This window comes from Cyanobium gracile PCC 6307 (genome assembly GCF_000316515.1).
In the GTDB taxonomy this organism is placed as follows: Bacteria; Cyanobacteriota; Cyanobacteriia; order PCC-6307; family Cyanobiaceae; genus Cyanobium; species Cyanobium gracile.
Window position 1 is genome coordinate 2,478,980 of sequence record NC_019675.1, and the last position, 26,368, is coordinate 2,505,347.

At 71.1% G+C, this 26,368-nt stretch carries 22 protein-coding genes; 16 read left to right on the top strand and 6 right to left on the bottom strand.

Annotated features, from left to right (window positions below):
• The first annotated feature begins 167 nt into the window (after nt 1-167).
• The 6 genes from CYAGR_RS12055 to CYAGR_RS12080 all read left to right on the top strand — a co-directional run bounded on the left by CYAGR_RS12055 (nt 168) and on the right by CYAGR_RS12080 (nt 10,491).
• The gene (locus CYAGR_RS12055; RefSeq protein ID WP_015110103.1) at nt 168-1,607 is read left to right on the top strand and encodes a circularly permuted type 2 ATP-grasp protein; all 1,440 of its coding nucleotides are present in this window, start codon (nt 168-170) and stop codon (nt 1,605-1,607) included.
• Complete coding sequence (locus CYAGR_RS12060) at nt 1,601-2,581, top strand: alpha-E domain-containing protein (RefSeq protein WP_015110104.1); 981 nt, start codon at nt 1,601-1,603, stop codon at nt 2,579-2,581. The genes CYAGR_RS12055 and CYAGR_RS12060 overlap by 7 nt, the downstream gene beginning before the upstream one ends.
• A complete protein-coding gene (locus CYAGR_RS12065; RefSeq protein ID WP_015110105.1) occupies nt 2,566-3,465 on the top strand; it encodes a transglutaminase family protein in 900 nt (299 codons plus the stop codon). The genes CYAGR_RS12060 and CYAGR_RS12065 overlap by 16 nt, the downstream gene beginning before the upstream one ends.
• A 104-nt stretch (nt 3,466-3,569) precedes the next feature.
• Nucleotides 3,570-5,996 carry a glycogen/starch/alpha-glucan phosphorylase gene (locus CYAGR_RS12070; RefSeq protein WP_015110106.1) on the top strand — a complete coding sequence of 809 codons (2,427 nt, stop codon included), beginning with the start codon at nt 3,570-3,572 and terminating at the stop codon, nt 5,994-5,996.
• Between the two features lie 39 nt (nt 5,997-6,035).
• Nucleotides 6,036-8,120 (top strand): transglutaminase family protein, encoded by a 2,085-nt coding sequence (locus CYAGR_RS12075; protein WP_245552516.1) that lies wholly within the window; start codon nt 6,036-6,038, stop codon nt 8,118-8,120.
• Between the two features lie 235 nt (nt 8,121-8,355).
• Nucleotides 8,356-10,491: a putative bifunctional diguanylate cyclase/phosphodiesterase gene (locus tag CYAGR_RS12080; RefSeq protein WP_015110108.1), complete on the top strand. Its 2,136-nt coding sequence runs from the start codon at nt 8,356-8,358 to the stop codon at nt 10,489-10,491.
• A 9-nt stretch (nt 10,492-10,500) separates the two neighbouring features.
• Here CYAGR_RS12080 and CYAGR_RS12085 read toward each other — a convergent pair whose 3' ends face one another.
• On the bottom strand, nt 10,501-10,977 hold the full coding sequence (locus CYAGR_RS12085; RefSeq protein WP_015110109.1) for a hypothetical protein: 477 nt from the start codon (nt 10,975-10,977) through the stop codon (nt 10,501-10,503).
• A 291-nt stretch (nt 10,978-11,268) separates the two neighbouring features.
• Between CYAGR_RS12085 and CYAGR_RS12090 the strand changes: the two genes are divergently transcribed.
• The 4 genes from CYAGR_RS12090 to CYAGR_RS12105 are packed head-to-tail and all read left to right on the top strand — an operon-like array spanning nt 11,269 to nt 14,417.
• The gene (locus CYAGR_RS12090) at nt 11,269-12,162 is read left to right on the top strand and encodes a CsgG/HfaB family protein (protein ID WP_015110110.1); all 894 of its coding nucleotides are present in this window, start codon (nt 11,269-11,271) and stop codon (nt 12,160-12,162) included.
• Nucleotides 12,163-12,218: 56 nt separating this feature from the next.
• On the top strand, nt 12,219-12,707 hold the full coding sequence (locus tag CYAGR_RS12095) for a nitrate reductase associated protein (protein ID WP_015110111.1): 489 nt from the start codon (nt 12,219-12,221) through the stop codon (nt 12,705-12,707).
• Complete coding sequence (locus CYAGR_RS12100) at nt 12,704-13,330, top strand: molybdenum cofactor guanylyltransferase (protein WP_015110112.1); 627 nt, start codon at nt 12,704-12,706, stop codon at nt 13,328-13,330. Before CYAGR_RS12095 ends, CYAGR_RS12100 begins: the two co-directional genes overlap by 4 nt.
• Before the next feature lie 10 nt (nt 13,331-13,340).
• A complete protein-coding gene (locus CYAGR_RS12105) occupies nt 13,341-14,417 on the top strand; it encodes a GTP 3',8-cyclase MoaA (RefSeq protein ID WP_015110113.1) in 1,077 nt (358 codons plus the stop codon).
• Here the strand turns inward: CYAGR_RS12105 and CYAGR_RS12110 are convergent.
• Complete coding sequence (locus CYAGR_RS12110) at nt 14,402-16,684, bottom strand: FdhF/YdeP family oxidoreductase (RefSeq protein ID WP_015110114.1); 2,283 nt, start codon at nt 16,682-16,684, stop codon at nt 14,402-14,404. The two genes, CYAGR_RS12105 and CYAGR_RS12110, sit on opposite strands and share 16 nt — an antisense overlap.
• 119 nt (nt 16,685-16,803) lie before the next feature.
• Here CYAGR_RS12110 and CYAGR_RS12115 point away from each other — a divergent pair, with 119 nt between their 5' ends.
• Nucleotides 16,804-17,295, top strand: coding sequence for a VOC family protein (locus CYAGR_RS12115; RefSeq protein ID WP_015110115.1), 492 nt, complete (start codon nt 16,804-16,806; stop codon nt 17,293-17,295).
• Here CYAGR_RS12115 and grxC read toward each other — a convergent pair.
• Complete coding sequence (gene grxC, locus CYAGR_RS12120) at nt 17,292-17,558, bottom strand: glutaredoxin 3 (protein WP_015110116.1); 267 nt, start codon at nt 17,556-17,558, stop codon at nt 17,292-17,294. The genes CYAGR_RS12115 and grxC overlap by 4 nt on opposite strands.
• A gap of 122 nt (nt 17,559-17,680) precedes the next feature.
• Between grxC and CYAGR_RS12125 the strand changes: the two genes are divergently transcribed.
• The 3 genes from CYAGR_RS12125 to CYAGR_RS12135 are packed head-to-tail and all read left to right on the top strand — an operon-like array spanning nt 17,681 to nt 19,563.
• On the top strand, nt 17,681-18,022 hold the full coding sequence (locus tag CYAGR_RS12125) for a YciI family protein (RefSeq protein ID WP_015110117.1): 342 nt from the start codon (nt 17,681-17,683) through the stop codon (nt 18,020-18,022).
• Between the two features lies 1 nt (nt 18,023).
• A complete protein-coding gene (locus CYAGR_RS19415) occupies nt 18,024-19,259 on the top strand; it encodes an RNA polymerase sigma factor (protein ID WP_015110118.1) in 1,236 nt (411 codons plus the stop codon).
• Nucleotides 19,249-19,563, top strand: coding sequence for a TehB family protein (locus CYAGR_RS12135; RefSeq protein ID WP_015110119.1), 315 nt, complete (start codon nt 19,249-19,251; stop codon nt 19,561-19,563). The genes CYAGR_RS19415 and CYAGR_RS12135 overlap by 11 nt, the downstream gene beginning before the upstream one ends.
• On the opposite strand, the gene CYAGR_RS12140 is transcribed toward CYAGR_RS12135, so the two are convergent.
• From CYAGR_RS12140 to katG, 3 genes are all read right to left on the bottom strand, one after another.
• Entirely contained in the window at nt 19,551-20,522 is a 972-nt protein-coding gene (locus CYAGR_RS12140) for a hypothetical protein (protein WP_015110120.1), read from the bottom strand. The two genes, CYAGR_RS12135 and CYAGR_RS12140, sit on opposite strands and share 13 nt — an antisense overlap.
• A gap of 51 nt (nt 20,523-20,573) precedes the next feature.
• Nucleotides 20,574-21,941, bottom strand: coding sequence for a DUF6880 family protein (locus tag CYAGR_RS12145; protein WP_015110121.1), 1,368 nt, complete (start codon nt 21,939-21,941; stop codon nt 20,574-20,576).
• A gap of 69 nt (nt 21,942-22,010) precedes the next feature.
• Entirely contained in the window at nt 22,011-24,233 is a 2,223-nt protein-coding gene (gene katG / locus CYAGR_RS12150; RefSeq protein WP_015110122.1) for a catalase/peroxidase HPI, read from the bottom strand.
• 115 nt (nt 24,234-24,348) lie between these two features.
• Between katG and CYAGR_RS18880 the strand changes: the two genes are divergently transcribed.
• Both CYAGR_RS18880 and CYAGR_RS17325 read left to right on the top strand, forming a co-directional pair.
• Nucleotides 24,349-24,909: a hypothetical protein gene (locus CYAGR_RS18880; RefSeq protein ID WP_015110123.1), complete on the top strand. Its 561-nt coding sequence runs from the start codon at nt 24,349-24,351 to the stop codon at nt 24,907-24,909.
• Nucleotides 24,909-26,339 carry a glycoside hydrolase family protein gene (locus tag CYAGR_RS17325; protein WP_015110124.1) on the top strand — a complete coding sequence of 477 codons (1,431 nt, stop codon included), beginning with the start codon at nt 24,909-24,911 and terminating at the stop codon, nt 26,337-26,339. Before CYAGR_RS18880 ends, CYAGR_RS17325 begins: the two co-directional genes overlap by 1 nt.
• Nucleotides 26,340-26,368 lie beyond the last annotated feature (29 nt).

Sequence of the window (26,368 nt, forward strand, 5' to 3'; positions counted from 1 at the left end):
GACGGATCCCCCGTCACCACTTCTTCACCGTTGCTTTGCCAAATGAAACGTTCCCCGCGATCTCCGGGCCCGCGTCCCGGGTGGCGGCGCCCCCGCTTTTCGTAGCAACGGCAACGGGTGGCCACCCCGGCGGCACTGCAGGATCCAACCGCGTGGATGGGTATGGAATGTTCAGTCAGTACAAACCGAACCAGGGGTACGACGAGTACTTCACCTCCACCGACCAGCCCCGGGCGACCCTGACGCCCCTGCTGTCGTCCCTGGGCCAGATGGGCCTCGACCAGCTGAACCGCAACCACGCCGCCGCCGGCATGCTGCTCAAGCGGCTCGGCGCCACCTTCCGGCTCAACGATTCCGACAGCAAGGGCGTCGAGCGGATCCTCCCCTTCGATCCCCTCCCCCGCCTGATCGGCGCCCGGGACTGGGAGCGGCTGGAGCGGGGCCTGTTCCAGCGGCTGGAGGCGATCGACCGCTTCCTGGCCGATGTCTATGGCGACCAGAAGATCCTCGCCGACGGGGTGGTGCCCAGGTCCGACGTCGAAAGCTCTCAGGGCTGGCGGCCCCAGATGCAGGGTTTCCAGCCGCCCCTCGGCCGCTGGTGCCACATCTCCGGCCTCGATCTGGTGCGCGACGGCGACGGCACCTGGCGGGTGCTGGAGGACAACCTGCGCTGTCCTTCCGGGGTGGCCTACTTCCTCGAGAACCGGCGCGTCATGAAGCGCATGTTCCCGAGCCTGTTCGCCGGTCGCACCGTGCAGCCCATCGACGACTACCCCTCCCACCTGCTGCAGACCCTGCGGGAGCTGGCCCCCTGGACCGACACCCCCAAGGTGGTGCTGCTCACCCCCGGGGTGTTCAACAGCGCCTACTTCGAGCACAGCTACCTCGCCCAGCAGATGGGCATCCAGCTGGTGGAGGGGCGCGATCTGGTGTGCGAGGGGGATCGGGTCTGGATGCGCAGCACCGCCGGCCTGGAGGCGGTGGATGTGATCTACCGCCGTATCGATGACGACTTCCTCGACCCGGCGGTGTTCCGCAGCGATTCGCTGCTGGGCGTGCGGGGGCTGATGGGTGCCTATGCCGCGGGTCGGGTGGCGATCGCCAATGCCCCCGGCACCGGCGTGGCCGATGACAAGCTCATCTACGCCTACGTCGGCGAGATGATCCGCTACTACCTCGGCGAGGAGCCCATCATCGAGAACGTCCCCACCTACATCTGCTCCCGCCCCGACGACCAGGCCTACGTGCTGGCCCACCTCGGGGAGCTGGTGGTGAAGGCGGTGGCCGAGGCCGGCGGCTACGGGATGCTGATCGGCCCCCATGCCAGCCAGGCGGAGATCGAGGAGTTCGCCGTCAAGATCCAGGCCAACCCCCGCAACTACATCGCCCAGCCGACCCTGGAGCTCTCCACTGTGCCCTCCCTGAGCGAAGGGGAGCTCTACCCCTGCCACGTGGATCTGCGCCCCTACGTGCTGCGCGGCAAGGAGGCCTGGGTGAGCCCCGGCGGCCTCACCCGCGTGGCGCTGCGGCGCGGGTCCCTGGTGGTCAATTCCTCCCAGGGCGGCGGCTGCAAGGACACCTGGATCGTGGATGAAGCCCCATGCTGAGCCGCGTCGCCGATTCCCTCTACTGGATCAACCGCAACGTCGAGCGGGCCGAGAACATCTCCCGCTTCGTGGAGGTGAGCGAGGCCATGGCCCTCGACTGCCCCCCCGGCAGCGCCGAGCCCTGGCTGCCGCTGATCGACGCCAGCGGCGACCGCAAGCTCTTCGACGAGCTCTGCCCGGTGGTCACCCCCGAGGCCGTGATCCATTTCCTGGTGCGGGAGGCGGAGAACCCCAGCAGTGTTCTCAACTGCATCGCCAACGCCCGGGAGAACGCCCGCCAGATCCGTGAGGTGATGACCACGGAGATGTGGGAGCAGATCAACGACATCTACTGGACGCTTCAGGAGGACGCCTTCTGGCAGCAGCCGCCCCAGGAGCAGCTGCGGGAGATCCGCCGCGCCTGCCAGCTCTTCTACGGCATCACCGACGCCACCCTCAGCCGCGACCTCTCCTGGCAGTTCAGCCGGCTGGGGCGGCTCCTGGAGCGGGCCGACAAGACCACCCGGATCCTCGATGTCAAATACTTCCTGCTGCTGCCGTCCCCCGAGGAGGTGGGCGGGGTGCTCGACGAGCTGCAGTGGATCTCCCTGCTGCGCTCGGCCGGGGCCTACCAGATGTTCCGCCAGTCCAGCCAGCAGGCGATCGAACCCAAGGCCGTGGCGGCGTTCCTGCTGCTGGATCCGATCTTCCCCCGCTCGGTGCGCTATTGCCTCGAGCGGATCAATGAGACACTGCGGATCATCCGCGGCAGCTCCGTTCCTCGCCCCGCCGACGATCTGGAGTGCCTGATCGGGCTCACCCTGGCCCACTGGAGCTTCACCAGGATCGACGAACTGGTGGCCACCGGGCTCCATGAAGCCATCGATAACTTCCAGTCCGATCTCAATCGCCTGCATGAGCTGATCGAAGCGCGCTACTTCATCGCCCCCGCCGGCACCACCGCCAGTCAGGAGGCGGCATGCGAGCCCGCATAACCCACACCTTCGACTACCGCTACAGCGCTCCGGTCTTCCTGGGCCCCCACCGGTTCTGCCTGAAGCCCCGGGGCCATGGCTTCCAGCGCCTGCTGCATTTCCACCTCGCGGTCACGCCGGAGCCGTCCCGCTTCTACCCGCTGCTGGCCGCCAGCGGTGATGAGATCCTGCGGGCCCGCTTCATGGGCAGCACCGAGCACTTCCGGGTGCAGGCGATCAGCGATGTGGAGACCCAGCAGCCCCCGCCCCTGGCCAGCTGCCTGGAGGACCAGGAGCCGCTGCTCCCTTACCCAGTGGGCCACCTCAACGGCGATCTGCTGGGTTCCCTCGAGGGCTGGCTGCCCAACGGGCAGCACGACCCTGCCGCGGTGGACCTGGCCCAGGAGGCGCTGATGGGCAGCGACCAGCGCGGGCTGATGTTCCTGGAGCAGCTGGTGGAGATCATCAAGGACCGGGTCAAGTACACCCAGCGGCACGTGGGGCCGGCCTGGCCGGCGGGGCGCACCCTCAAAGAGCGGGTCGGCTCCTGTCGCGACCTGGCGATGCTGATGGTCGAGACCTGCCGCTGCGTCGGCCTGCCGTCCCGGTTCGTGAGCGGCTACCACCTGGTGGAACCGCAGCCGAAGCAGTACGACCTGCACGCCTGGGCCGAGGTCTACCTGCCCGGGGCGGGCTGGCGGGGGTTCGATCCCAGCGGCATGGGCAGCGTCGACGACCGTTACATCACCCTGGCCACCTCCTCCAAGCCCACCCTCACCGCGGCGGTGAACGGCAGCTTCTCGGGCCCGACGGGGGTGGACAGCGAGCTGGAATGGGCCATCGAGGCGGAGCTGCTGGAGCCCACGCCCATGGGTTCCGCCCGGCATGAGGTGCTGCACAGCTGAAGCGAAGCCACTCTTAAGGTGCGTCAGCTGGTAGCCGATGCATCAGCGGCGGGCGTACTCCCCAGGCCAGGACGGGTTCACTCCGCCGACTGCCGCCCGTCCCCATGGCCAGCCCCACACCCGCCCCGTGCCCGCCCAAGGGTCAGGCCCTCCTGGAGGCGATGCGGCGCCATCTGTTCTCCAGCCAGGCCAAGTCCGCCTCCCTCGCCACCACCCACGACCACTACGTCTGCCTGTCGCTGGCGGTCCGGGACATCCTGCTGACCAGCTGGGTGGACACGGCCGACACCTACACCAGGCAGCACGTGCGCACCGCCACCTACATGTCGGCGGAGTACCTGCTCGGGCCCCACCTGGAGAACAACCTGGTCAGCCTCGGGCTGCGGGAGGAGGCTGCGGCCGCCTGCGAGGCCCTCGGCCTCACCCTCGAGGAGATGCTGGCGGAGGAGCCGGAGCCGGGACTCGGCAACGGTGGCCTGGGCCGGCTGGCGGCCTGTTTCCAGGAGTCGATGGCCACCCTCGAGCTGCCGGCCATCGGCTACGGCATCCGCTACGAGTTCGGCATCTTCCGCCAGCAGATCGGCCCCGGCGGCCAGATGGAGAGCACCGATCCCTGGCTGGCCCGCGGCAACCCCTGGGAGGTGATCCGGCCGGAATGGAGCTATCCGGTGCTGATCGGCGGCCAGACCGTGATCGGCGTGGCCTACGACACCCCGATCCTGGGCTATGGCGTCCACACCGCCAACACCCTGCGGCTGTGGTCAGCCCAGGCGCCGGACGCCTTCGACTTCGCCTCCTTCAATGCCGGCGATTACACGCGGGCCGTGCTTCACAAGGTGCAGTCGGAGACCCTCTCCAAGGTGCTCTATCCGAATGACGAGCTGGAGCAGGGCAAGCGCCTGCGGCTCAGCCAGCAGATCTTCTTCGTCTCCTGCTCCCTGCAGGACATGTTCCGCATCCTGGCCAGCCAGGGGATCCCGGTCACCGAGTTCCACCGCAAGTTCGCGGTGCAGCTCAACGACACCCACCCGGCGATCGCCGTGGCGGAACTGATGCGGCTGCTGATCGACGTCCATGGGGTCGACTGGGACACCGCCTGGAGCATCACCACCGCCACAATCAGCTACACGAACCACACCCTCCTGCCCGAGGCCCTCGAGGCCTGGGGTCTGGAGCTGTTCCAGCAGCTGCTGCCGCGCCAGCTGCAGATCATCTACGAGATCAATGCCCGTTTCCTGCGCACCCTGCGCATCCGTTTCCCCGGCCAGCCGGAGCTGCTGGAGCGGCTGTCGCTGATCGAGGAAGGTCCGCACCGCAAGGTGCGCATGGCCCACCTGGCGGTGGTGGGCAGCCACACGGTCAACGGCGTGGCGGAACTGCACAGCCGCCTGCTGAAGGAGAACCTGTTCGCCGAATTCGCCCGGGTGTGGCCGGACCGCTTCACCAACATCACCAATGGCGTCACACCGCGACGCTGGCTGGCGGTCGCCAACCCGCCCCTGGCGGCCCTCCTCAATGACGCCATCGGCACCGACTGGTGCCGGCACCTCGACCAGCTCCGCCGGCTCGAGCCCCTGGCCACCGACGCGGCGTTCCTGGAGCGCTGGCAGGGGGTGCGGGAGCAGGCCAAGGAGCGCCTGGCAGCAACGATCCGCCAGGACACCGGCGTCCTGGTGGACCCCGCCTCCCTGTTCGACGTGCAGGTGAAGCGCATCCATGAGTACAAGCGCCAGCACATGGCCGCCCTGCAGGTGGTGGAGCGCTACCTGCGCCTGCGGGCCGGGGAGGACCTGCCTCCGCGCACGGTGATCTTCGGCGGTAAGGCGGCCCCCGGCTACGCCATGGCCAAGCTGATCATCCGCCTGATCGTGGGCATGGCGGAGATCATCAACATCGATCCCGCCATGGACGGCCGCCTGCGGGTGATCTTCCTGCCCAATTTCAGCGTCAAGCTGGGCCAGAAGATCTACCCGGCCGTCGACCTGTCGGAGCAGATCTCCACCGCCGGCATGGAGGCCTCAGGCACGGGCAACATGAAGATGTCCCTCAACGGCGCCCTCACGATCGGCACCCTCGACGGGGCCAACATCGAGATCCGGGACCGGGTCGGCGACGACAACTTCTTCCTGTTCGGCCACACCGCCGAGCAACTGGCCGCCATCAACCGCAACGGGTACCACCCGATGCCCTGGCTTGAGAACGACGCCCTCGCCAAGGAGGCCATCGACCTGATCGGTTCGGGCCACTTCAGCGAAGGTGACCGTGACCTGTTCCATCCGCTGCTGGCCAACCTCTGCAGCAGCGACCCCTTCCGGGTGATGGCCGACCTGGGCGACTACCGCCGCGCCCAGAACGAGGTCGACAGCGCCTGGTGCGATGCGGGACGGTGGAGCATGATGTCCGTGCTCAACACGGCCCGCTGCGGCTTCTTCAGCAGCGACCGGTCCATCCAGGAGTACGCCGAGCGCATCTGGAAGGTGGCCCCGGTTCCCGTCAATGCCTGCAGCGTGATTCCCAGCCCGTCCCCATGAGCCTCCCGCAAACCACATGAGCTGGCCCGCATGAGCTGGATGGACAGGGTGGCCGAGGCGGCCGAGTCCCGCCTCAGGGCCTCTGGCATCCAGCTCACCCTCGGCGGTGAGCCCACCCTGGTGCCCCTCGAGCCGGAGGGGCCCGAGTGGAGCGTCACCGCCGATGGCCCCACCAAGTTGCCGATCGCCCGGGCCCTGGCCCGGGATCTCCAGCAGCGCGTCTGGCCCGGCAGCACCCTCCTCTACTGCCCCGGCAAGCGCTACGACGGTGAGGTCAATCCCCGCTGGGCCCTGCGCCTGTTCCTGGGCGATGACGGCGCGGCGCCGGTGCGCTGGCCCGGCCTCTGCCAGCCCGGCCTGGAGGGATCGCCGCTGACGGCCGAGGCGGCCCCGGCCTGGCTGGAGCAGCTGGGTGGGCGGCTGGGCCTCACGCTCCAGCCCGTTGTGCTGCGGGACCCCTTCGAACCCGAGCGCCGGGTCTGGGCCGCCCCCCTGAGCGTGGCGCCGCCTGACGCTGACGACCTGACGGCGGCGTTGGCCTGGGCGGTGGCGCCCTGGCCCCTGGAGGAGGGCCTGCGGGAACTCACCGGCGCCCCTGGCCCCGCCGGCCTGCGCCTGCCCCTGGAGCTCCTGCCCGAGGACGTGCCCCGCCAGGTGCTCACCCTGGAGGTGGACCCCGACGGCTGGGAGCTGTTCCTGCCCCCCCTGGAGCGGGAACCCCTGCGGCTGCTGCTGCAGGCGGTGGCCGACAGCCTCGGCGCGCTGGCGGCGCCCCGGCTGAGCGGCGTGCTGCCCCTCGATGCCGGTGAGCGCTGGCAGGTGCTGGGCCTGACGGCTGACCCGGGCGTGCTGGAGATCAACCTGCCCGTCTGCCACAGCTGGACGGAGTACCGCCACTGGCTGGAGCGGCTGGAGGAGGCCGGCGAGCGGGTGGGGCTGCGCAGCTGGAAGGACCTGGGTGACGGCCGCCAGGAGGGAACCGGCGGCGGCAACCACCTGCTCTGGGGCGGCCCCGACCTGGCCCACCATCCTTTCTTCTCCCGGCCGGCCTGGCTGACGGGGATCCTGCGCTACTGGCAGCGGCACCCGTCCCTGGCCTATCTGTTCTGCGGCCCCGGGGTGGGCCCGGCCTCCCAGTCGCCCCGGCCGGACGAGGCGATCGGCGAATGCTTCGACCTGGAGTTGGCCTACCGCGCCATCGAGCAGGCGGAGGGCCAGCCATCGGGCGAACCCTTCGGCGATGTCCGGGGCCTGATCGGCGAGACACTGCGCCATCTGCACGCCGACCGCAGCGGCAACAACCACCGCAGCGAGATCAGCTTCGACAAGTTCTGGAACCCCGGGGCCCCGGCCGGATGCCTGGGGCTGGTGGAGTTCCGGGCGCTGGAGAGCCTGCCCCGCATGGAGTGGAGCAGCACCATCGCCCTGCTGTGGACCGCCCTGGCGGCCCACCTGCTGGAGCCGCGCCACCGGCCCGGGAGCCTGCACGACTGGGGGTCGGCCCTGCACGACCGCCAGCTGCTGCCCAGCCAGCTGTGGGCTGATCTGGAGGCCATCCTGGCCGACCTGGCGGCCGATGACCTGGCCCTGGATCCGGCGCCCTTCCGGGCCATCTGGGAGTGGCGTTTTCCGCCCCTGCTGCGCTGGCAGGGGGAGGTGGACGCCACCGGGACGGCGCCCGCCCTGGAGCTGCGGCCGGCCCCCGAGCCCTGGCCCCTGATCTGCGACACCCCGGTGCAGGGAGGCTTCACCAGCCGGTTCATCGATGGCTCCCTGCGCCGTTTCGAGGTGGTGGCCAATGCAGCCTTCCGCCGCGACTGCGGGCTGTTCCTCAACGGCCGGCCCCTGCCGCTGGAGCCTGCCGCCGACGGCGCCGGCCTGCCGCTGGCGGTCCGCTTCCGCTTCCAGCGGCTCTACCCGTGCCTGCATCCGGCGATCGAGCCCCACATGCCCCTGGAGCTCCTGCTGCGCACCCCCGGCGGCGATCGGGCCTTCCACCTGCACCCGGACGGTCACCGCTTCGATCCCGTTGCGGAGCCCTTGGCCGGGCCGGTGGCCGATGCTCCCCCCTGGCGGGGACGCCAGCGACCGACGGATCTCACCATCGACCTCAGGATCGACTGAGCCGCCGGAGGCGACGGACGTCGCTCGGACCGACAAGCACCAAAAACAAAGGTCGGCAGTGCGATCAGGCTGCATGGAATTCTTCTCTTTTCCTCACTTTGTAGGCCCTGGACTTCCCATGTTTCCAGTGGAATCTTCAGGCGCGAGGCCGTCATCCCGCTGCGCTTCAGCCTGGCAGGGGGTTTTCTTCTCCATCCTGGTCAGCAATGAAAACACTGCCTAAAATCCTCCGTGAATGGAACCGTCAGTGCAATCCTTCTGGTTCAGCACCCCGGCGGAACAGGGGCTGATTCCTTGCGTCGACAGCATCGGCGATGCACTGCGTTTTGCCGCCGACCTGGGCAGCGATGACCTTGTTGTCCTCGATCTGGCCAGTGGCCATTTCATCGACTGCAACCGTTCGGCCCATGATCGGCTCGGCTACTCCCGGGAGCACTTCCTCACCCTCAATCCGGCGGCGATTCAGGCGGATGCGGAGCTGGCCGATGACCTCATGCACGACCAGTTGCGGGTGATGCGTCAGCAGCCCAGGGGCAGCTTCGCCACGCGCCACCGGGCCCGTTGCGGCGCCAGCCGGGATGTGTCCGTGAGCTATCAGGTGCTCGACCTCTGCGGCCGGCTGGTGGCCCTGGTCAGCCACCGTGACCGCACCGAACTGGATACGGCCCTGCGGGAAAGCTCCCGGCTGGGGTCCCTGCTGCAGGAGGCCGAGCGGCTCACCCATGTGGGCAGCTGGGAGCTGAACCACCGCACGGGGGAACTGCTCTGGTCGAACGAGACCTACAGCATCTTCAACACCGCCCCGGAGTTGACGGCCCCCTCCTATCGCTACTTTCTCCAGACGGTCCATCCGGAGGACCGCTCCCTGGTCGATGCCACCTTCCAGGAGTCCTTCCGCACGGGGCGGCCCTACCGGATCGAGCATCGGCTGCTGCTCGGCGACGGCCTGCTGAAGATGGTGCTGGAGCGGGGGCGCACCACCCTGGGCGCCGACGGCGAGCCTCTCACCACGGTGGGCACCGTCCAGGACATCAGCGAGCAACACGAGATCCAGCAGCGGCTGGAGCGCATCGCCTTCGTCGATCCCCTCACCCGGCTCCCCAACAAGGCCGCCGCCGTCCGCCAGCTGGCCCGCCTGCTGCGCACGGCCGGCTCCGAGCGCGGCATCGCCCTGATCAACCTCGACCTCGACAACTTCCAGTCGATCAACAACAGCCTGGGCCATGAGATCGGCAACCAGGTGCTCCAGGCCATCGGCAGTTGCCTGCGCCACCTGATGCGGCCGGACGACTGGCTGGCCCGGGTGGGCAGCGACGAATTCATCCTGCTGCGACCCATGGCCATGGCCGACCGGCACGAGGCCCTGCAGTGGGCGGAGCAGATCCGGCGCACCCTCGGCAACACCCCGGGAATGGGCACCGGCCTGGCGGTCCAGCCCAGCGCTTCGCTCGGGGTGGCCCTGGCCCCCGACCACGGCACCGACCCCGACACGCTGCTGCGCTGTGCCAATACGGCCCTGATGGAGGCCAAGCAGCACGGCAAGAACCAGCTCCGGCACTACACCCCGGAGATCAGCCTGCAACTGCGCGAGCGCCTCGAGCTGGAGCTCAGCCTGGGCCGGGCGATCGACCGGGAGCAGCTGCGGCTCTTCTACCAGCCCCAGATCGAGCGGGGTGGCAGCCGGATCGCCGGGGCCGAGGCCCTGCTGCGCTGGCGCGATCAGAACGGCCGGATGGTGTCCCCCAACGTTTTCATCCCGCTGGCGGAGAAGACCGGCCAGATCCACACCATTGGCCTCTGGGTGATCGAGGAGGCCTGCCGGCAGCTGCAGGCGTGGCACCGCCAGGGGCTGCGACCCGGAAAGCTGGCGATCAACATCTCGCCGCTGCAGCTGGGGGCCGAGCACCCCTCCCTCTCCGAGCTGCTGGCCGGGGCGTTGAGCGCCTACGACCTGGTGCCGGAGAACCTCGAGCTGGAGATCACCGAAACGGCCCTGCTGAACAATCCCGAGCGCGCGGGGGAGCAGCTGCGGCAGCTCGCCGAGAGCGGCTTCAGCCTGGCCATCGACGATTTCGGCACGGGCTACTCCTCCCTGGCCATGCTCCACTCCCTGCCGCTCGACAAGCTCAAGATCGACCGCTTCTTCGTGGAACGGCTGGGCAACGACGACGCCGACCTGGCCATCGTCAAGGCCACGATCGTCATGGCGAAGGAACTGGGCCTGATGACCCTGGCCGAGGGGGTGGAAACCGCCGAGCAGCTGCGGATGCTGCGGAACCTTGGCTGCGACCAGTTCCAGGGACATCTGCTGGGGCGGCCGATGCCGGCCGAGGCCTTCGGCGCCCTGCTGGGCCGCGCCGCGGCGGCCTGAGGCCTCCGCCTACCAGCTCACCCCGTGCAGCTTGGGCAGGGGGGCGGTCTTGGAGGTGACGGCGAACAGCCGCGGGATGCGGTGGCTGTTGTACACCCGGAACTCCCGCACCACGCTGGCGCCCTCCTCGCGCACGGCCTGGTTGAGCACCAGGGAACCGTCGGGATCGGAGACGGAGCGGTGGAACGTGCCGGGAGGAATGCGCAGGATGTCGCCGCCGCAGTCGAGGCGAACGATGTGATACGGGTAGTTCCAGCCGAGATTGACCAGGAAGAAGGTGCGGCCGCCATGCATGGCGAGCAGGTTGTCCTCCTGGTGGGGGTGGAGATAGAACTGCCAGCTGCCGGTCTCCTGGCAGTCCGGCGGGCTCACCGCCGGGCCCGAGTGGACCACCAGATCCCGCTTGTTCGAGCTGGGCACGGTGATGTCGAAAAAGCGCACCGAGGGGGTGTCGCGGAACTTCTCGTAGGGGATCAGCTCGAACATCGGAGCCGGCCGGGGACCCTGGCTGGCCCCGGAGGGTCTGTGGTCCTGCAGCTCGTCTCTCGACGGGACGGTGGCGGTCATGGGAGCGACTTCGTCAGAAGCCTCTGCGGTCTCTTCAGTGAACCTAATCCTGGCGGGGTCCCACGGTGAGATCGGCTACGAAAGCCCGCCGGGCCTGGGCCAGTTCCAGCGCTGGAGTGCAATCCGACCCCACCGGGGCGGAACGCCCAGCCGCGGCCGGAACTTGCTTGAATGCCCGCCGTATCGGGACCAGCTTCAGGACGGCACGTCATGGCCACGTCGCAGATCATGCGGAGACGCACCCTGGGCGGAGTCGCCCGCGATCTCCCCCGCCAGCTTGCCCTCGGCCTCAGCCTTGGTGCCGTCGTCACCGCCGTCCCCGCCGCCGCCCTGGCCCAGAGCCGACAGCCAGTGGCCCGCCCCACCGTCTCGGTGCCCGCCTTCAAGAACACCGTCACCCAGCCCACGTGGTGGTGGCAGGGTCCGGTGGCCGATGATCTCGCCGCCGCCCTGGCCAACGAGCTGCAGGGCACCGGCACGCTGCAGGTGGTGGAGCGGCGCCAGCTCAAGGACGTGCTTTCCGAGCAGGAGCTGGCGGAACTGGGGATCGTCAGGAAGGGCCCCGACGCCGCCCGCAAGGGTCAGATGCGCGGCGCGCGCTACATCGTGCTGGGAACGGTCACCTCCTACGAAACCAACGTGGAGCAGAAGCAGTCGGGCAACAGCTTCGGCCTGCTGGGCTTCGGCAAGCAGAACCAGCAGGTGGAGACGAAGGACTACGTGGCGATCGACATCCGCGTGGTGGACAGCTCCACCGGCGAAGTGGTCGGGTCGCGCACCGTGGAAGGTCGTGCCAGCAACACGGCCAGCGCCAGCGCCAGCGGCGTGAGCCTGCTGCCGGCGGCGGGTCTGGCCCTCTGGCTGGCGCCGAACATGGGCCGCACCGGCCAGGCCCTCACCGGTGCCGCCGGCACGCTCAACTTCGGCAACAACCAGTCCCAGGCCCAGCGCACGCCCGCCGGCAAGGCCATCCGGGCGGCCCTGGTCGACGCCTCCGAGTACGTGAGCTGCGTCCTGGTGCCCCAGGGGGACTGCCTGGCCCGTTTCGAGCAGCAGGACCAGCAGCGCCGCCAGCGCACCAGGGGCGTGCTCCAGCTGGACTGAGCCCAGGGCCCGCCCGCCGGCTTCCTAGGGTTCGGGTTCCGCCTGGGGCCGGGTCCATGGGCCGCCATGACCACTGTTTCGGCTTTGAAGCCGACTTCGTCGGCGACCTGCGCTGCATTCCCATGGCGGTGCGGCGCAAGCTCGATCTGGTGGGGGTCAAGCTGAAGCTGGTGCACTGGAGCGACCTCGACGAGGGGGAACGGCAGCGGCTGCTGGCCTGGCCCGACGACCCCGCGGCGCTGGCGGATCTGGACCGCTGGCTCGAGCGGCGCACGGCCGCCATGGCCGCCGGCGTTGCCGGCCGGCTGGAGCCCGCCTGCGGCGCCCCCTGGCAACAGGACGACGCCCCTCCGGAGGTGCTGCTCGCCTCCTGCCGCCAGCTGGGGCTGACCCTGGCCCCCCACGCCTGGGGGGAGCTCGATGAGCTGCAGCGCTTCGCCCTGGTGAAGCTCAGCCATCCGGGCCATGAGCACCGCAACCTGACGCGGGCCCTGGCGGAATTCGGCCTGGTGAGCCCGGACCCCGACGGTTTGCCGCTGCCATGAGTGGCCTCCGGGCCTGCCTGCTCAGCGGCGGTGCCAGCCGCCGCATGGGCACGGACAAGGCCCTGCTGCCCCATCCCGCCGGGGGCACCTGGCTGGAGTTCAGCCTCGGGCGACTGGCGGTGTTGCCGCTGCCGATCACCCTGGTCAGCCACCACCGGGCCCACCACGCTCTGGCGCGGCCCCTGCGGGACGGGCTGGGCCAGCCGATCACGGTGCTGGATGAGCCGCCGCCGCGTGAGGGGCCGCTGCTGGCCCTCGACCGGCTCATGGCGCACCACCCCGGCCAGGGCCTGCTGCTCTGCCCGGTGGACATGCCCTGGCTGGAGACCGCTGCCCTCGAGGCCCTGCTGGGGGCCGCCGCCACCCACGCCGCCGCTGGCGCCCCGGCCGCCCACGGCCCCGCCGCCATCCACCTGGCCCACGACGGCCGGCGGCTGCAGCCGCTGCTGGGGGTCTATCCGGCCCATCCCGGCCTCCACCGCCGGCTGCATGCCTTCACGGCGGCGGGGGGCCGGCGGCTGCAGGACTGGCTGGCGGGCGAAGCGGTGGTGCCGGTGTCCCTGCCGGCCGCGGGACTGCGCAACGCCAACCGACCCGACGACGCCACCGGCCTGTGGCCCTAGCTTTCCTGCCATGGCGGAGCGTCCCCTGGATCTGCATGGCCGGCCCCTGGGGGTGCTGCGGCTGTCGTTGACGGCTCGCTGCAACCTGGCCTGCCCCTACTGCTGTCCAGATCTCGAGGACCCGCCCGACCTGTTGACCCTGGCGGAGCGGCTGGCCCTGGTGGAGGCGACGGTGGGCCTGGGGGTGCACACCCTGCGCCTCACCGGCGGCGAGCCTCTGCTGCACCGGCGCCTGGAGGAGTTGATTGCCGCCCTGCAGCCGCTGCGGCGTCGGGACCCCGGCGATCCCCGCGGGGCCCTGCGGGAGATCGCCCTCACCAGCAACGGGGTGCTGCTGGGCGCCGAGCGGGCCCGGCAGCTGAAGGCGGCGGGGCTCGACCGGATCACCCTCAGCCTCGATGGCACCGATGGAGCCAGCGTGGCCCGTATGGCCGGCCTCTCTGGCGCGGCCGCCGGCGAGGCCGTGCTGGAAAAGGTGCTGGCGGCGATCCGGCACGCCCGGGAGGCGGGCTTCGATCCGGCCCGGGGCGCCCTGAAGCTGAACGCGGTGATCACCCACTCGGGCAATGCCGACCAGCTGCTGCCCCTGGCGGAGCTGGCCCGGGAGCAGGGGCTGGAGCTGCGCCTGATCGAGTTCATGGACGTGGGCAACCGCAACGGCTGGGCGCCGGAGCAGGTGCTCCCGGCGGCGGAGATGGTGGCCCGCATCGGGGCGGTCTGGCCGCTGGAGCCGGTGGGACGGGCGCCCCACGGCACTGCCGGCCGCTGGCACTACCGCGACCGCGCCGCGGCGGGTGTCGGTGCCGATGGCGGCGCCCACCTGGCGGTGGTGGCCTCGATCACGGCGCCCTTCTGCGGCGACTGCAACCGGCTGCGGATCACCGCCGACGGGGTGGCCTACAGCTGCCTGTTCGCCGCCACCGGCACCGACCTCAAGCCCTGGCTGCGGCCCCAGCCCGAGCCGGCCCGGCTGCGGCGGGCGCTGGAAGAACTGTGGCGGGCGCGCCGCGACCGCTGGAGCGAGGAGCGGCAGGAAGCGGTCGACCAGCGGCAGGCGCCGGCGGAGATGGCCTACCTGGGGGGCTGAGCGGCTCCGGGCTCTGGAGCCAGCGCCCCCCGCACCAGCACCGGCACCCGCTTGAAGGCCGGGGTGCCGCAGCGGGGGTCGATCACGGCCTTCATGAGCACGTTCACCTCCGGGTAGAACATCAGCGCCGCCCCCTCGCGGATCTCGCCGGGGATGATCTCGACCCCCTCCAGGGCGCCCGCCTCCCCCTGCACCGTCACCCGCTGGTGGGCCGCCAGGCCGCAGCGGCGCAGGTCGGCGCGGTTCATCAGGATCGTGTGGCGGTGGGGCATGCCCCGGTAGCTGTCGCCCGCCTTGTAGACGACCGTGTTGTGCTGGCCGTAGCTGCGGGCCGTGATCAGGGCCAGCACCAGGCCGGTTTCCCCCGGCCCCAGGCCGCCGAAGTGCGCCGCCTCCGGCAGCGACAGTTCGGGCAGGGGGGTGGGCGCCATCCGGGCCCGGCCGCTGGGGGTGGGGAAGTGGGGGCGCTCGAACAGGCGCCCCTCGACGCTGAACTCCTGCCGGGTGGCATCGATGCGGGCGATCGGGCCGTAGCCGGGCACGGTGCGGCCGATCAGTTCCCGCACGTAGGCCGGATCCTGCAGCCGCCCCCAGTCGATCGGATCGCTGCCCATCCGGCGGCGGGCCAGTTCGGCCAGGAACGCCACCTCGCTGATCAGGTCGGCGCCGCGCAGGTGGGTGGTGCCCGGTTCGTTGAGGCGCACGTAGTTGTTGCCCGATTCGGTGGTGGTGCGGTGCGGCGTCTCGAAGCGGTTGAACACCGGCAGCACCAGGGTCTGGCGGGCGGCCAGGCCGTGGAAATGGCCCTGGTTGGGCTTGGTGGCCAGATACAGGATCGTGTCGATCCGCCCCAGGGCCCGCTTCGCCTCGCCGCTGTCGGGGTTGGCGCCCCAGAGGTTGCCCCCCAGGCACAGCAGGCTGTCGACCCGGCCGGCAGCGGCGGCCTCGATCAGGGCGCGGGTGTCGTAGCCGGGCACCCGGCTCAGGGGCCGGCCCAGCAGCTGCTCGAGGGCCTGCTGCATCTCCGCCCGCAGCTTGACGGTGACCCCCATCGAGCCGAAGCCCTGCACGTTGGAGTGGCCCCGGATCGGCATGGTGCCCGCCCCTGGACGGCCCACGTTGCCGCTGAGCAGGGCCGTGTTGGCGATCGCCTGCACGTTGTCGATGCCGTTGGCGTGGTGGGTGATCCCCATCGCCCAGGCGAACACCACGCCCCGGGCCGCGGCGATCACGGCGGCGGCGTGCTCCAGTTCCTGGCGGCTGAGGCCGCAGCTGGCTGTGATCGCCTCCCAGGTGGTGACCTCCAGCTGCTCCAGCAGCGCCTCCCAGCCCTCGGCGTGGGCGGCCAGGAAATCCCGTTTCACGACACCGGCCTCCAGCAGGGCCTTCTGCAGCCCCAGGAACACGGCGGTGTCGCTGCCGGGCACGGGCTGCAGGAACAGGGAGGCGATCTCCGAGCCCGCCAGCATCGAGCGGATCGGGAAGGCGGGGGAGCCGAACTTCAGCAGCCCCACCTCGATCACCGGGTTGATGACGATCACCGTGCCGCCCCGCTGGCGCAGCTTGATCAGCTCGTTCATCAGCCGCGGATGGTTGGCCGGGGCGTTGGAGCCCACCAGCACCACGCAGTCGGCCTGCTGCAGGCTCTCCAGGCTCACCATCGAGGTGCCGGAGCCGAAGATGGCGTTCAGCCCCACGGTGGAGGGGGCGTGGCAGAGGTCGGAGCAGTCGGCCAGGTTGTTGGAGCCCATGGCCCGCAGCAGCAGCTGCAGCAGGTAGGCGGCCTCGTTGGAGGAGCGGCCCGAGCTGTAGGAGGCCACCCGCTCCGGCGGGCGCCGGAAAGCGGCCTCAGCGATGGCGAACACGTCGTCCCAGCCGATGCGCTCGTAGTGGCTGCGGCCCTCGCGCAGCAGCAGGGGGTGGCTGAGGCGGCCGAGGCGGTCGGCCTCCATCGAGCTGAGCTGCTGGAGGTCCGCCAGGCTCTGGCGGCCGAATACCCCCTCGCTCACCGCCGGCTGCAGCTCGGCCATGATCGCCTCGACGCTCTTGAGGCAGCGCTGCAGCGGCTCCCCCAGCTCGTCGACGAAGCCGCCGTGCTGGCCGCCGGTGCCCCAGGCGCAGGAGAGGCAGGCGCTGCGGTGGTTGAGGGTCTGCCAGAGCTTCGGCCCCCGCGGCGACAGCGTGGCCTTGGCCCAGCCGTCGATCAGGGGCCAGCCGCCGCCCTGGCCAGGCGTGGCGGCATCGGCGGGGCTGGCGTTGTCGCTCATGGAGCCGGCCGTTGGTGCCCCTCACTCTGGCCGCTGGCAGCCATGGGTGGGGGGCTGGAGCCACGTCCGGATTCCCGTGGCGCCGGGCCCCGCCAGAATCGGGCCTTCGATCGATCCCCATGGCTGAGGCCACGGGCCAGAACCTCAGCGAGGAGGGACCCATGATCCGCCATTTCGACCACGTCACGATCATCGTGCGCGACCTGGCGGCGGCCCGACACTTCTTCGGCCTGCTGGGCTTCGTGGAGGACAAGGCCGTGCTGATCAGCGGGCCCCAGTTCGCCGACTACATGGGGGTGGAGGGCCTCGAGGCCGACCACGTGACGCTGGTGCTGGGCGGGGCTACGCCGCGGCTGGAGGTGCAGCTGTTGCACTACCGCCACCCGGATCCCCTGCCCGAGCCGGCCATGGACAACCTGGCCCGGGTGGGGTTCAACCACATCTGCTTCGCCGTCGACGACCTGGAGGCCACGCTGGCCCGGCTGCAGGCCGGGGGTGTGAAGCTGCGCAACGCGGTGATGGAGTTTCACCACCGCAAGCTGGTGTTTCTCCGGGGCCCGGAGGGCATCACCGTGGAGCTGGCGGAATGGAAGGGCGGCGCCGCCCCCTAGCTGGCGACGGCCAGCAGCGCATCCAGCCGACCCTGGCGCTCGAGGGCGTAGAGGTCGTCGCAGCCGCCCACATGGGCGTCGTCGATGAAGACCTGGGGCACCGAGCGCCGACCGTCGCGGCCCCGGGCCACCATCGCGTCGCGGGCGTCCTCGTCGCCGTCGATCACGTACTCGGTGTAGGTGACGCCCTTGCGGTCCAGCAGCTGCTTGGCCCGGATGCAGAACGGGCAGAAGCGCCAGGTGTAGATCTCGACCTTGGGCATGGAGGGCACACGGTGTGGAGCGGAACCCGTTGATTCTGTCGAAATGGCGGCCTGCCGTCCGTCATGGAGATGACGCAGGCCCTTCGGGAGTGTGTCCCCCACCAACCTTTTGAGTCCCCACCATGCAGTACGCCGTTCTGATCTACGAAAGCGAGCAGGACTTCGCCGACCGTCCCGGCCTGATGCCGGCCTACGCCGCCTACTCCCGGGCCCTCGCGGAGGCCGGCCACATGGCCGGCGGTGAGGCCCTGCAGCCCACCCACACCGCCACCACCGTGCGCCTGCGCCACGGCGAGCGGCAGGTGCAGGACGGGCCCTTCCCCGACAGCAAGGAGCAGCTGGGCGGCTTCTTCCTGATTGATGTGCCCGACCTCGACGCCGCCCTCACCTGGGCCGCCCGCTGCCCGGCGGCGGAGCGCTGCGCCGTGGAGGTGCGGCCCGTGCTCGCCATGGAAGTCCCCTGAGATGGAGGGGCGGCGGGCGGCGGAGCTGGCGGCACAGCAGTCCTTCGGCAAGCTGGTGGCCTGGCTCACCGCCCGCTGCGGCGATGTGGCGGCGGCGGAGGACGCCCTCGGCGATGCCTTCCTCGCCGCCCTGCGGCGCTGGCCCAGCGAGGGGGTGCCCCGGGCCCCCGAGGCCTGGCTGCTGGTGGTGGCCCGGCGGCGTCTGATCGACCGGGCCCGCCGCGACCGGACCCTGGAGCAGCTGCTGCCGGAGCTGGAGGCCGCGGCCCCCGGCCTGGATCCGGACACCTCTGAGAACGCCATGGAGATTCCCGACGAGCGGCTGCGGCTGCTGTTTCTCTGCGCCCACCCGGCCATTGATCCGGGGATCCAGGCCCCGCTGATGCTCCAGACCGTTCTGGGGCTCAACGCCTCCCGGATCGCCGCCGCCTTCCTGGTGGCCCCGGCCACCATGGGCCAGCGGCTGGTGCGGGCCAAGGCCAAGATCCGCGAGGCCCGCATCCCCTTCGTGCTGCCGGGCGCCGAGGCCCTGCCGGCGCGCTCGGCTGCGGTGCTGCAGGCGATCTACGCGGCCTACACCACCGGCTGGAATGGTGAGGGCGGCGCCGGCCGCTCCCGGGGGCTGACCCAGGAGGCGGTGCTGCTGGCGCGGCTGTGCGCCGCCCTCCTGCCCGAGGAGCCGGAGGCCCTTGGTTTGCTGGCCCTGCTGCTGCACGGCGAGGCGCGCCACGGGGCCCGGCGGGCCGCCGACGGGAGCTACGTGCCGCTGCTGGAGCAGGATCCGGCCCTGTGGAACGGCGCCCTGATCGTCGAAGCGGAGGCGGCCCTGACCCAGGCCTCGCGGGCGGGCCGGCCCGGGCGCTTCCAGCTGGAGGCGGCGATCCAGTCGCTCCATGCCCACCGTGCCGTCAGCGGCGCGATCGACTGGCCGGCCCTGCTGGGGCTCTATGACGCCCTGCTGGCCCTGGCCCCGAGTGCGGGGGGACGGGTGGGCCGGATTGCCGTGCTGGCCGAGCTGGCGGGCCCGGCCGGCGCCCTGACCGAGCTGGAGGCACTGGCCACCGCCGAGCCGGCCCTGGGGGAGCACCAGCCCTGGTGGGCGCTGCGGGCCCACCTGCTGCAGCGGAGCGGCCAAGCCGGCGCGGCCCAGCAGGCCTACCGGCGCGCCATCGACCTGGCGGACGATCCGGCCGTGCGAGCGTTCCTGCAGCGACGGGCAGATACCCATGCGCTCTGATCTGCCCGGTGGCCTGAGGCCCTACAAGCGCACCCCCATTTTCGATGCCGCAACCGTGCCCGCGGCGCTGCGGGCGCAGCACAGCACCCGAGCGGGGGTGTGGGCCCGGGTCGTGGTGCTGGAGGGTTCGCTGCCGTTCCGGTTTCTGGAGCCCGACGAAGAGCTGGTGGTGTTGACGCCCGAACGGCCCGGCATCGTGGCGCCCACCCAGCGGCACCAGGCCGAGCCCGGCCCCGGGGTGCGGTTCTACGTGGAGTTCCACCGGGCGGAGCCGCCGCTCCCGTCGGCGCCTCAGACCGCCTGACGCGGGCGGATGCCGTACTTACGGCGCACCTCCTCCAGGGGCAACGGGAAGTCGTCCCAGGGATCCCAGTTACTGATCAGGTCGCGGGTGACGCCGAGGCCGTGCTCCAGGCCGCGGAAGATCACCTCCGGATCCGCCTGGCCCGTTTCGGCCGCCGTCACCGGGGTGGAGCCGATCCCCAGCTGGAACTGGGCCAGGGCGAACAGGATCGTGAAGAAGGGGTCGTTGCGGCCGAAGCCGGCCTGGAAGCCCAGCACACCGCACTCCTCACTCGCCGAGGTGCCGTAACCGCCGAGCACGTGGCAGCAGTCGTGGCGCACCACCGGCGGCGGCGGCCCGCCCAGCTCCCCGGGAACGCTGAAGCCGTTGGCATCGATGAAGGCCAGGTAGGCCCGGCCGAGGCTGCCGTGGGGCAACGCCGCCAGGCCCCGATAGCGCCTGGCAAGAGCAGGGTCCTCCCGCTTCAGGATCGAGCGGGCGATCTGCAGGGCGCCGGCGGGGCCCTCATCGCGCAGGTAGGCCGCGGCGGCCCCCCGCTGGAACCCCCGCCGCACGATGTCGAGGCGCACCAGGTTGAACTGGTGCTCGAGCACGTGGCGGAACGCCTGCACCGGGGCATCGTCGATCGCCAGCGCCCGGGCCGTGGCCTCCAGCCGGGCCAGGACCTCCTCACCGGGCTCGTCCTCGAGCAGGGCGAGCACGGTCATGCCGCGCAGGATCCGCTGGCGCCATTCGCTCTCGGGCACCGCCGCCGCCAGCTGCTCCGGCGTGAGAGGGGCCAGCGAATCGAGGGGGATGGGCAGCCGGATCAGGTGGTCCCGGATCGCGGTGATCGTGCGCAGGGCGATCGGGCTGGGCGGCCCGCCCTCGGCGGCGATGGCCAGCAGGCTGCCCAGGCCGGCCCGGCCGATGGCCTCACGGCGTTCCGGGGGCGGTTGCAGGGAAAGGAGCGGGCCCATGGCTGAAATGTAGGTGTTCCGCCTGAGGGAGGCCCGGACCGACGTCAGGCGCTAGTCGCTGGGCTCCTGAGGATCCACGTCCTGCCAGAACCCCCACTTGCGTCCATGCCGCTCGCGCAGTTCTGCCACGTAGGCCCGGTGGGTTGGGTGCTCGCCGTAATCGTCGATGGCGGCGTCGAGCTGGGCGCAGCTGAGCAGGTGCTGGGCCGCGTACCTGTAGCGCTTCACCCGGGCGTGGTCGAGGGCGAAATCGATCATGCGCCGCAGCAGCAGACTGGCGGCCAGGGGATGGCGGCCGGCCAGCCGCTCGGCGCCGGCATTGAACAGCTCGAAGCTCTCCCCATCCCACTCGCTGTGGCGCCGCAGCACCAGGCCGGCGGCCTCAGGAAGCGCCGGCCACTGCAGCAGGAAGGCCAGGGCCTGCAGGCCGCTGGGATGGACGGCCACCAGCGTCAGGGCCCGCTGCTCCGCCTCCACGTCCTCGAAATCCGGCAGCCGCCTGAGATAGCCGCGCAGATGGTGCACCGAGAGCGAGCGCTCGAAATGGCTCCAGCGGCTGGCCTGGGCCTCCTCGGTCCGCCCCAGGGCCTCGAGCGCCTCGATGCGGGCCACCTCCCAGGCCTCGTCCACCCAGCGCAGGCCGGCGGTATCCGCATCCTCCAGCAGCGCCAGGGCCTGCTCCGGCCGACCCGCGGCCAGCAGCCGCCGGGCGATCTCGGCGGCAATCCCCGGCCGCTGGCGAGCGTGGGCATCGAACGTGGCCAGGTAGGCCTCGACGTCACCGCGGGCGTCAGCAATGGCCTGCAGGGCCAGACTTGTGCTGCTGTAGCTCACGTCGGGGCCGATGGCGGCGAGCTGTTGCTGCAGGTACGCCAGCCCCGACTCGCCCAGGGCCGGCGCCAGCAGCGTGATGAGATTGTCGTACTGCCCGTAGCCGTTGTCGTGCACCGCTTCGAGGCACCGCTCGGCCAGGGCGATCGGGTCGGCCTGGATGTCACTGGCGAGTCGGGCCAGATCGTCGATGGCCCGTTCGAAGACAGCGCCCACCGCGCCACTGCTGTCGTCACAGCGCTCGTAGATCCCATCGGCAAGATCCAGGAAGCGCCAGAGCAGCTCCACCGCTTCGGCGGCGGAGGCTTCGGCGATCGGCCCGGTGATCGCGCAGCGCTGGCTGTCGAGGTCGGCCACGAGGGCCTTGCGCTTGCGCCAGTCCACGTAGGTGGTGGAGCGGGCGATGCTGGCCAACCGCTTGCGAACTTCCCTGGCGGCCTCCGCCGGGCTGCTGCCCGCCGCCAGCGCCAGTCGCAGCTGCCGTTTGGCCGCGGCATTGCCGCTGCTGAGCTCGATCAGCAGCTCCGCCAGGCGCCTGGCACCGAGGGATTCGAGGTTCTGGGCGTTGAGGGTCAGCTTGCTGGCCATGGCCTGCCGCCGTCAGTGAAGGGGCGTGGCCGCCGGAGCTTAGGGACGTCCCGGCAAGCCTCTGGAAGCTCACCCCAGCTCAAAGCGGTCCAGGTCCATCACCTTGCTCCAGGCTGCCACGAAGGCACCAGCGAAGCGCTCGGCGCCGTCGGTGGAGGCATACACCTCGGCGATCGCCCGCAGCTGGGCGTTGGAGCCGAAGATCAGGTCGACGCGGGTGGCGGTCCACTTCAGATCACCCGTGTGCCGGTCGCGGCCCTCGAAGCTGTCCTGGGCCTCGGACGTCGCCGTCCAGGTGGTGCCCATGTCGAGCAGGTTGACGAAGAAGTCGTTGCTGAGGGTCTCGGGGCGGTGGGTGAAGACCCCGTGGCGTGACTTGCCGTGGTTGGCATCCAGCACCCGCAGGCCCCCCACCAGCGCCGTCATCTCCGGGGCGGTGAGGGTGAGCAGCTGGGCCCGATCGATGAGCAGCTCCTCGGCGGCGGCCGGCAGGCCCGGCCGCAGGTAGTTGCGAAAGCCGTCGGCCTTCGGCTCGAGCACGGCGAAGGAGGCCACGTCGGTCTGCTCCTGGGAGGCATCCATGCGCCCGGGGGTGAAGGGCACCGTCACCGGGTGGCCGCCGCGTCGGGCCGCCTCCTCCACGCCGGCGCAGCCGCCCAGCACGATCAGATCGGCCATGGAGATGCGCTTGCCGTCGTGGCGGGAGCCGTTGAACTCCTGGCGGATCGCCTCGTAGGCCTCCAGGGCCCGGGCCAGCTTGGCGGGCTGGTTCACCTCCCAGTCCTTCTGGGGGGCCAGCCGCAGGCGGCCGCCGTTGGCGCCGCCGCGCTTGTCGGAGCCGCGGAAGCTGGCGGCCGCGGCCCAGGCGGTGGCCACCAGCTGGGAGATGGGCAGCCCCGTCTCCAGGATCCTTCCCTTGATGGAAGCGATGTCGTCAGCGTCCACCAGGGGATGGTCGACGGGGGGGATCGGGTCCTGCCAGAGCATCACCTCCTCCGGCACCAGGCTGCCCAGGTAGCGGGAGCGGGGGCCCATGTCCCGGTGCACGAGCTTGAACCAGGCGCGGCGGAAGGCCTCCCCCAGCTGGTCGGGGTTGGCATGGAACCGCCGGGAGATCTCCAGGTAGGCCGGATCGACCCGCAGGGACAGATCGGTGGTGGCCATCATCGGCGCGTGGCGCTTCCACGGGTCGTGGGCATCGGGCACGGTGTCCGCCGCCGCCGGATCGGTGGGCCGCCACTGCCAGGCCCCGGCCGGGCTCTTCTCCAGGGCCCACTCGTAGCCGAACAGGTTGTCGAAGTAGCCGCCGTCCCACTGCACGGGGTTGGCGGTCCAGGCGCCCTCCAGGCCGCTGGTGGTCGTGTCGTCCCCCTTGCCGCTGCCGAAGCGGTTGCGCCAGCCCAGCCCCTGCTCCTCCAGGCTGGCGGCCTCGGGTTCCGGTCCCAACAGGTCAGGGTCGCCGGCGCCGTGGCACTTGCCGAAGGTGTGGCCCCCCGCGATCAGGGCCACGGTCTCCTCGTCGTCCATCGCCATGCGGGCGAAGGTCTCGCGGATGTCCCGGGCGGCGGCGAGGGGATCGGGTTCGCCGTTGGGCCCCTCTGGGTTCACGTAGATCAGGCCCATCTGGACGGCACCGAGCGGGTCCTCCAGCTGGCGGTCACCGCTGTAGCGCCTGTCCCCCAGCCATTCGGTCTCCGGGCCCCAGTCGATGTCGATCGGCGGCTCCCACACGTCCTGCCGGCCGCCGGCGAAGCCCATCGTGGGCAGGCCCATCGATTCGATGGCGCAGTTGCCCGCGAAGATGATCAGGTCGGCCCAGGACAGGGCACTGCCGTACTTCTGCTTGATGGGCCAGAGCAGCCGCCGCGCCTTGTCGAGGTTGCCGTTGTCGGGCCAGCTGTTGAGGGGGGCGAAGCGCTGGGTGCCGGAGCCGGCGCCGCCGCGGCCGTCGTGGATGCGGTAGGTGCCGGCGCTGTGCCAGGCCATGCGCACGAAGAACGGCCCGTAGTGGCCGTAGTCGGCCGGCCACCAGTCCTGGGAGGTGGTCATCAGCGTGAACAGGTCCTGCCGCAGGGCCTCCAGGTCGATCGTGCGGAACGCGGCGGCGTAGTCGAAGCCGCCACCCATCGGATCGGCCTGGGGCGCGTGCTGATGCAGCACGGCCAGGTTCAGTTGCCGCGGCCACCAGTCGCGGTTGGAGCGGGCCCCGGCCGTGCTGCCCCGGAGGGTGCCGTGCAGGAAGGGGCATTTTCCGCCGGTGTCGGCACCGGTCGGCGGGGACAGTCCGTCCATCGGCGGCTGCAGCATTTGTGCCGAAGGTAGGCATGGAATCCCGTGGGGTCCGCAGCGGTGGGGGGCCCCGTGAGATCGGGCCACAATGAGATCAGCCCGTGCCCCCCGGTGCCCCATGACGACCCCCGCCCGTGCCGCCGCCGGACCGACGACCGGGTTTTTGGAGGAGTCCCCCGGCAACCGATCCGCCATGCGGCTGATGTGTCTGCTGGCCCTGCTGGCGTCGATCGCCTTCGGGTCGATCACGATGCTGCGCAGCGCCCCGATGGTCAGCCGGGACGCGGCCGGGCAGGACAGCCTCACCTATCCACCCCGGGACGACACCGGGATGATCGTCACCTTCGCCTTCCTGCTCGCCGCCTTCGCCCCCAAGGTGGTGCAGAAGTTCGCCGAGCAGCGCCTTGGTGCCCTGGGGGCCAGTGGCCTGCGGGAGCTGGTGCTCGGCGTCGTCCGGTCCGAACCGGCCACCGCCACCGACCCGGCTACCGCCGGCGCCCCAGCCAGCACCGCAGGGGAGGATCCGCGCTTGGGCCAGCTGCGGGAGGAGCTGGGGCGCCTGCGCGCCGAGCTTGAGCGCAGCCGCACCCCCATCCAGGTGAGCCCGGCCACCCCCGTCGCCCCGCCGGCGCCGGCCCTGACCCCCCTGGAGCGGATCCGGCTGGGGGGAAGCCTCTGATGCCGTACATCACCGCCCGCCAGGATGCGGGGCTCAGCCCCAGCCCCGCCGCCGCCGATGCCGACTCCTACGTGGCGTCCGGCTCCCGCATTGCCGTGACCTGGGTGCGTCCCGCCCCCGGCACGGACCTGGCGATCGCCCGGTTGGCGGGGCCCTACACCTGCCCCGGCGGCACCGTGCCGCTGCCCGACGGCGAGCAGCGCTACCTCAATCCCGCCCGCTTCCTCATTCCCGACGAGGCCTGGTTGCCCGCAGCCGGCGGCGGGGCGCTGCCCCCGGAGGTGGCCCAGCTCAACCACCACTACGAGGGCTGCCGGCTCCAGGCCTACCCCGATCCCCGCACCGGCGGCGCGCCGATCACCATCGGCTGGGGCAGCACCTTCTACCAGGACGGTTCCCCGATCCGGCTGGGGGATGTGATCACCCAGGAGCAGGCTGACGCCCTCTACGAGCACAACTGCCGCGAGCGCTTCTGGAAGGTGCTCGAGGCCACGATCCCCTTCTGGGCGGAGATGGGGGATCGCCAGCGGGCCGCCCTCTGCAGCTTCGCCTACAACAACGGTGCCCATTTCCACGGGGATGGGTACCACGACACCCTGGATCGCTACCTGCGGGAGCGCCGCTGGTCGGCCGTTCCCGCGGCCCTGATGCTCTACCGCAATCCCGGCGAGACGGTGGAGGTGGGGCTGGGCCGCCGTCGCCGGGCCGAGGGGCTGGTGTGGGGCGGCATGGAGCCCGCCGCCGCCTGCGCCCAGGCGGAGCGGGAGATCCGCACCCCGGCCGACTGCGAAGCCTGGGAGCAGCGGCTGAAGCAGGAGGCCGCCGGCCCGGCCCCGGCGGCGAAGGCCCTCACGGCCCCGCCCGCCGCCTCCGCCGCGCCCGCGCCCGCCCCTGATCGTCCCGCCGACCTTCCCGGGCTGGTGGGCCCCAGGAAGACCCCCCGGGATTTCGGCTTCAGCGGATCCGACAGCCATGTGGTGGTCAATGACGTCAGCGAGACGGCCCGGGCCTACGACGTGGAGGGCCGGCTGCTCTGGGAGATCCCGGCGCTGGCGCGCGGTCAGGGCCGGGAGGACCAGTACCGGGACACCTCCACCGACACCCCGCCGGGGGTCTACCGCATCGCCAAGAAGGTCTACCGGGACTACGAGCAGGATCCCAGCCCCACCTACTCCGCCGACCGCTGCAGCTATGGCTGGTACAGCTTCGATCTGGAGGACCTGGAGATGCAGGAGCGGCGTTTCGGCCGGGCCGGGATCATGGTGCATGGCGGCGGCACCGCCTGCGGCTGGCCCGGGGCCTGGGCGCCGCGCCAGCCCCTGCACGCCACCCTGGGCTGTGTGCGGCTGCACAACGAGGATCTGCGCGACAGGCTGCTGCCGCTGGTGGAGCAGGGCACCGTCTACGTGTCGGTGTACCAGGAGGCCTGAGCCAGCCGCCATACGCTTCCTGTCCAGCC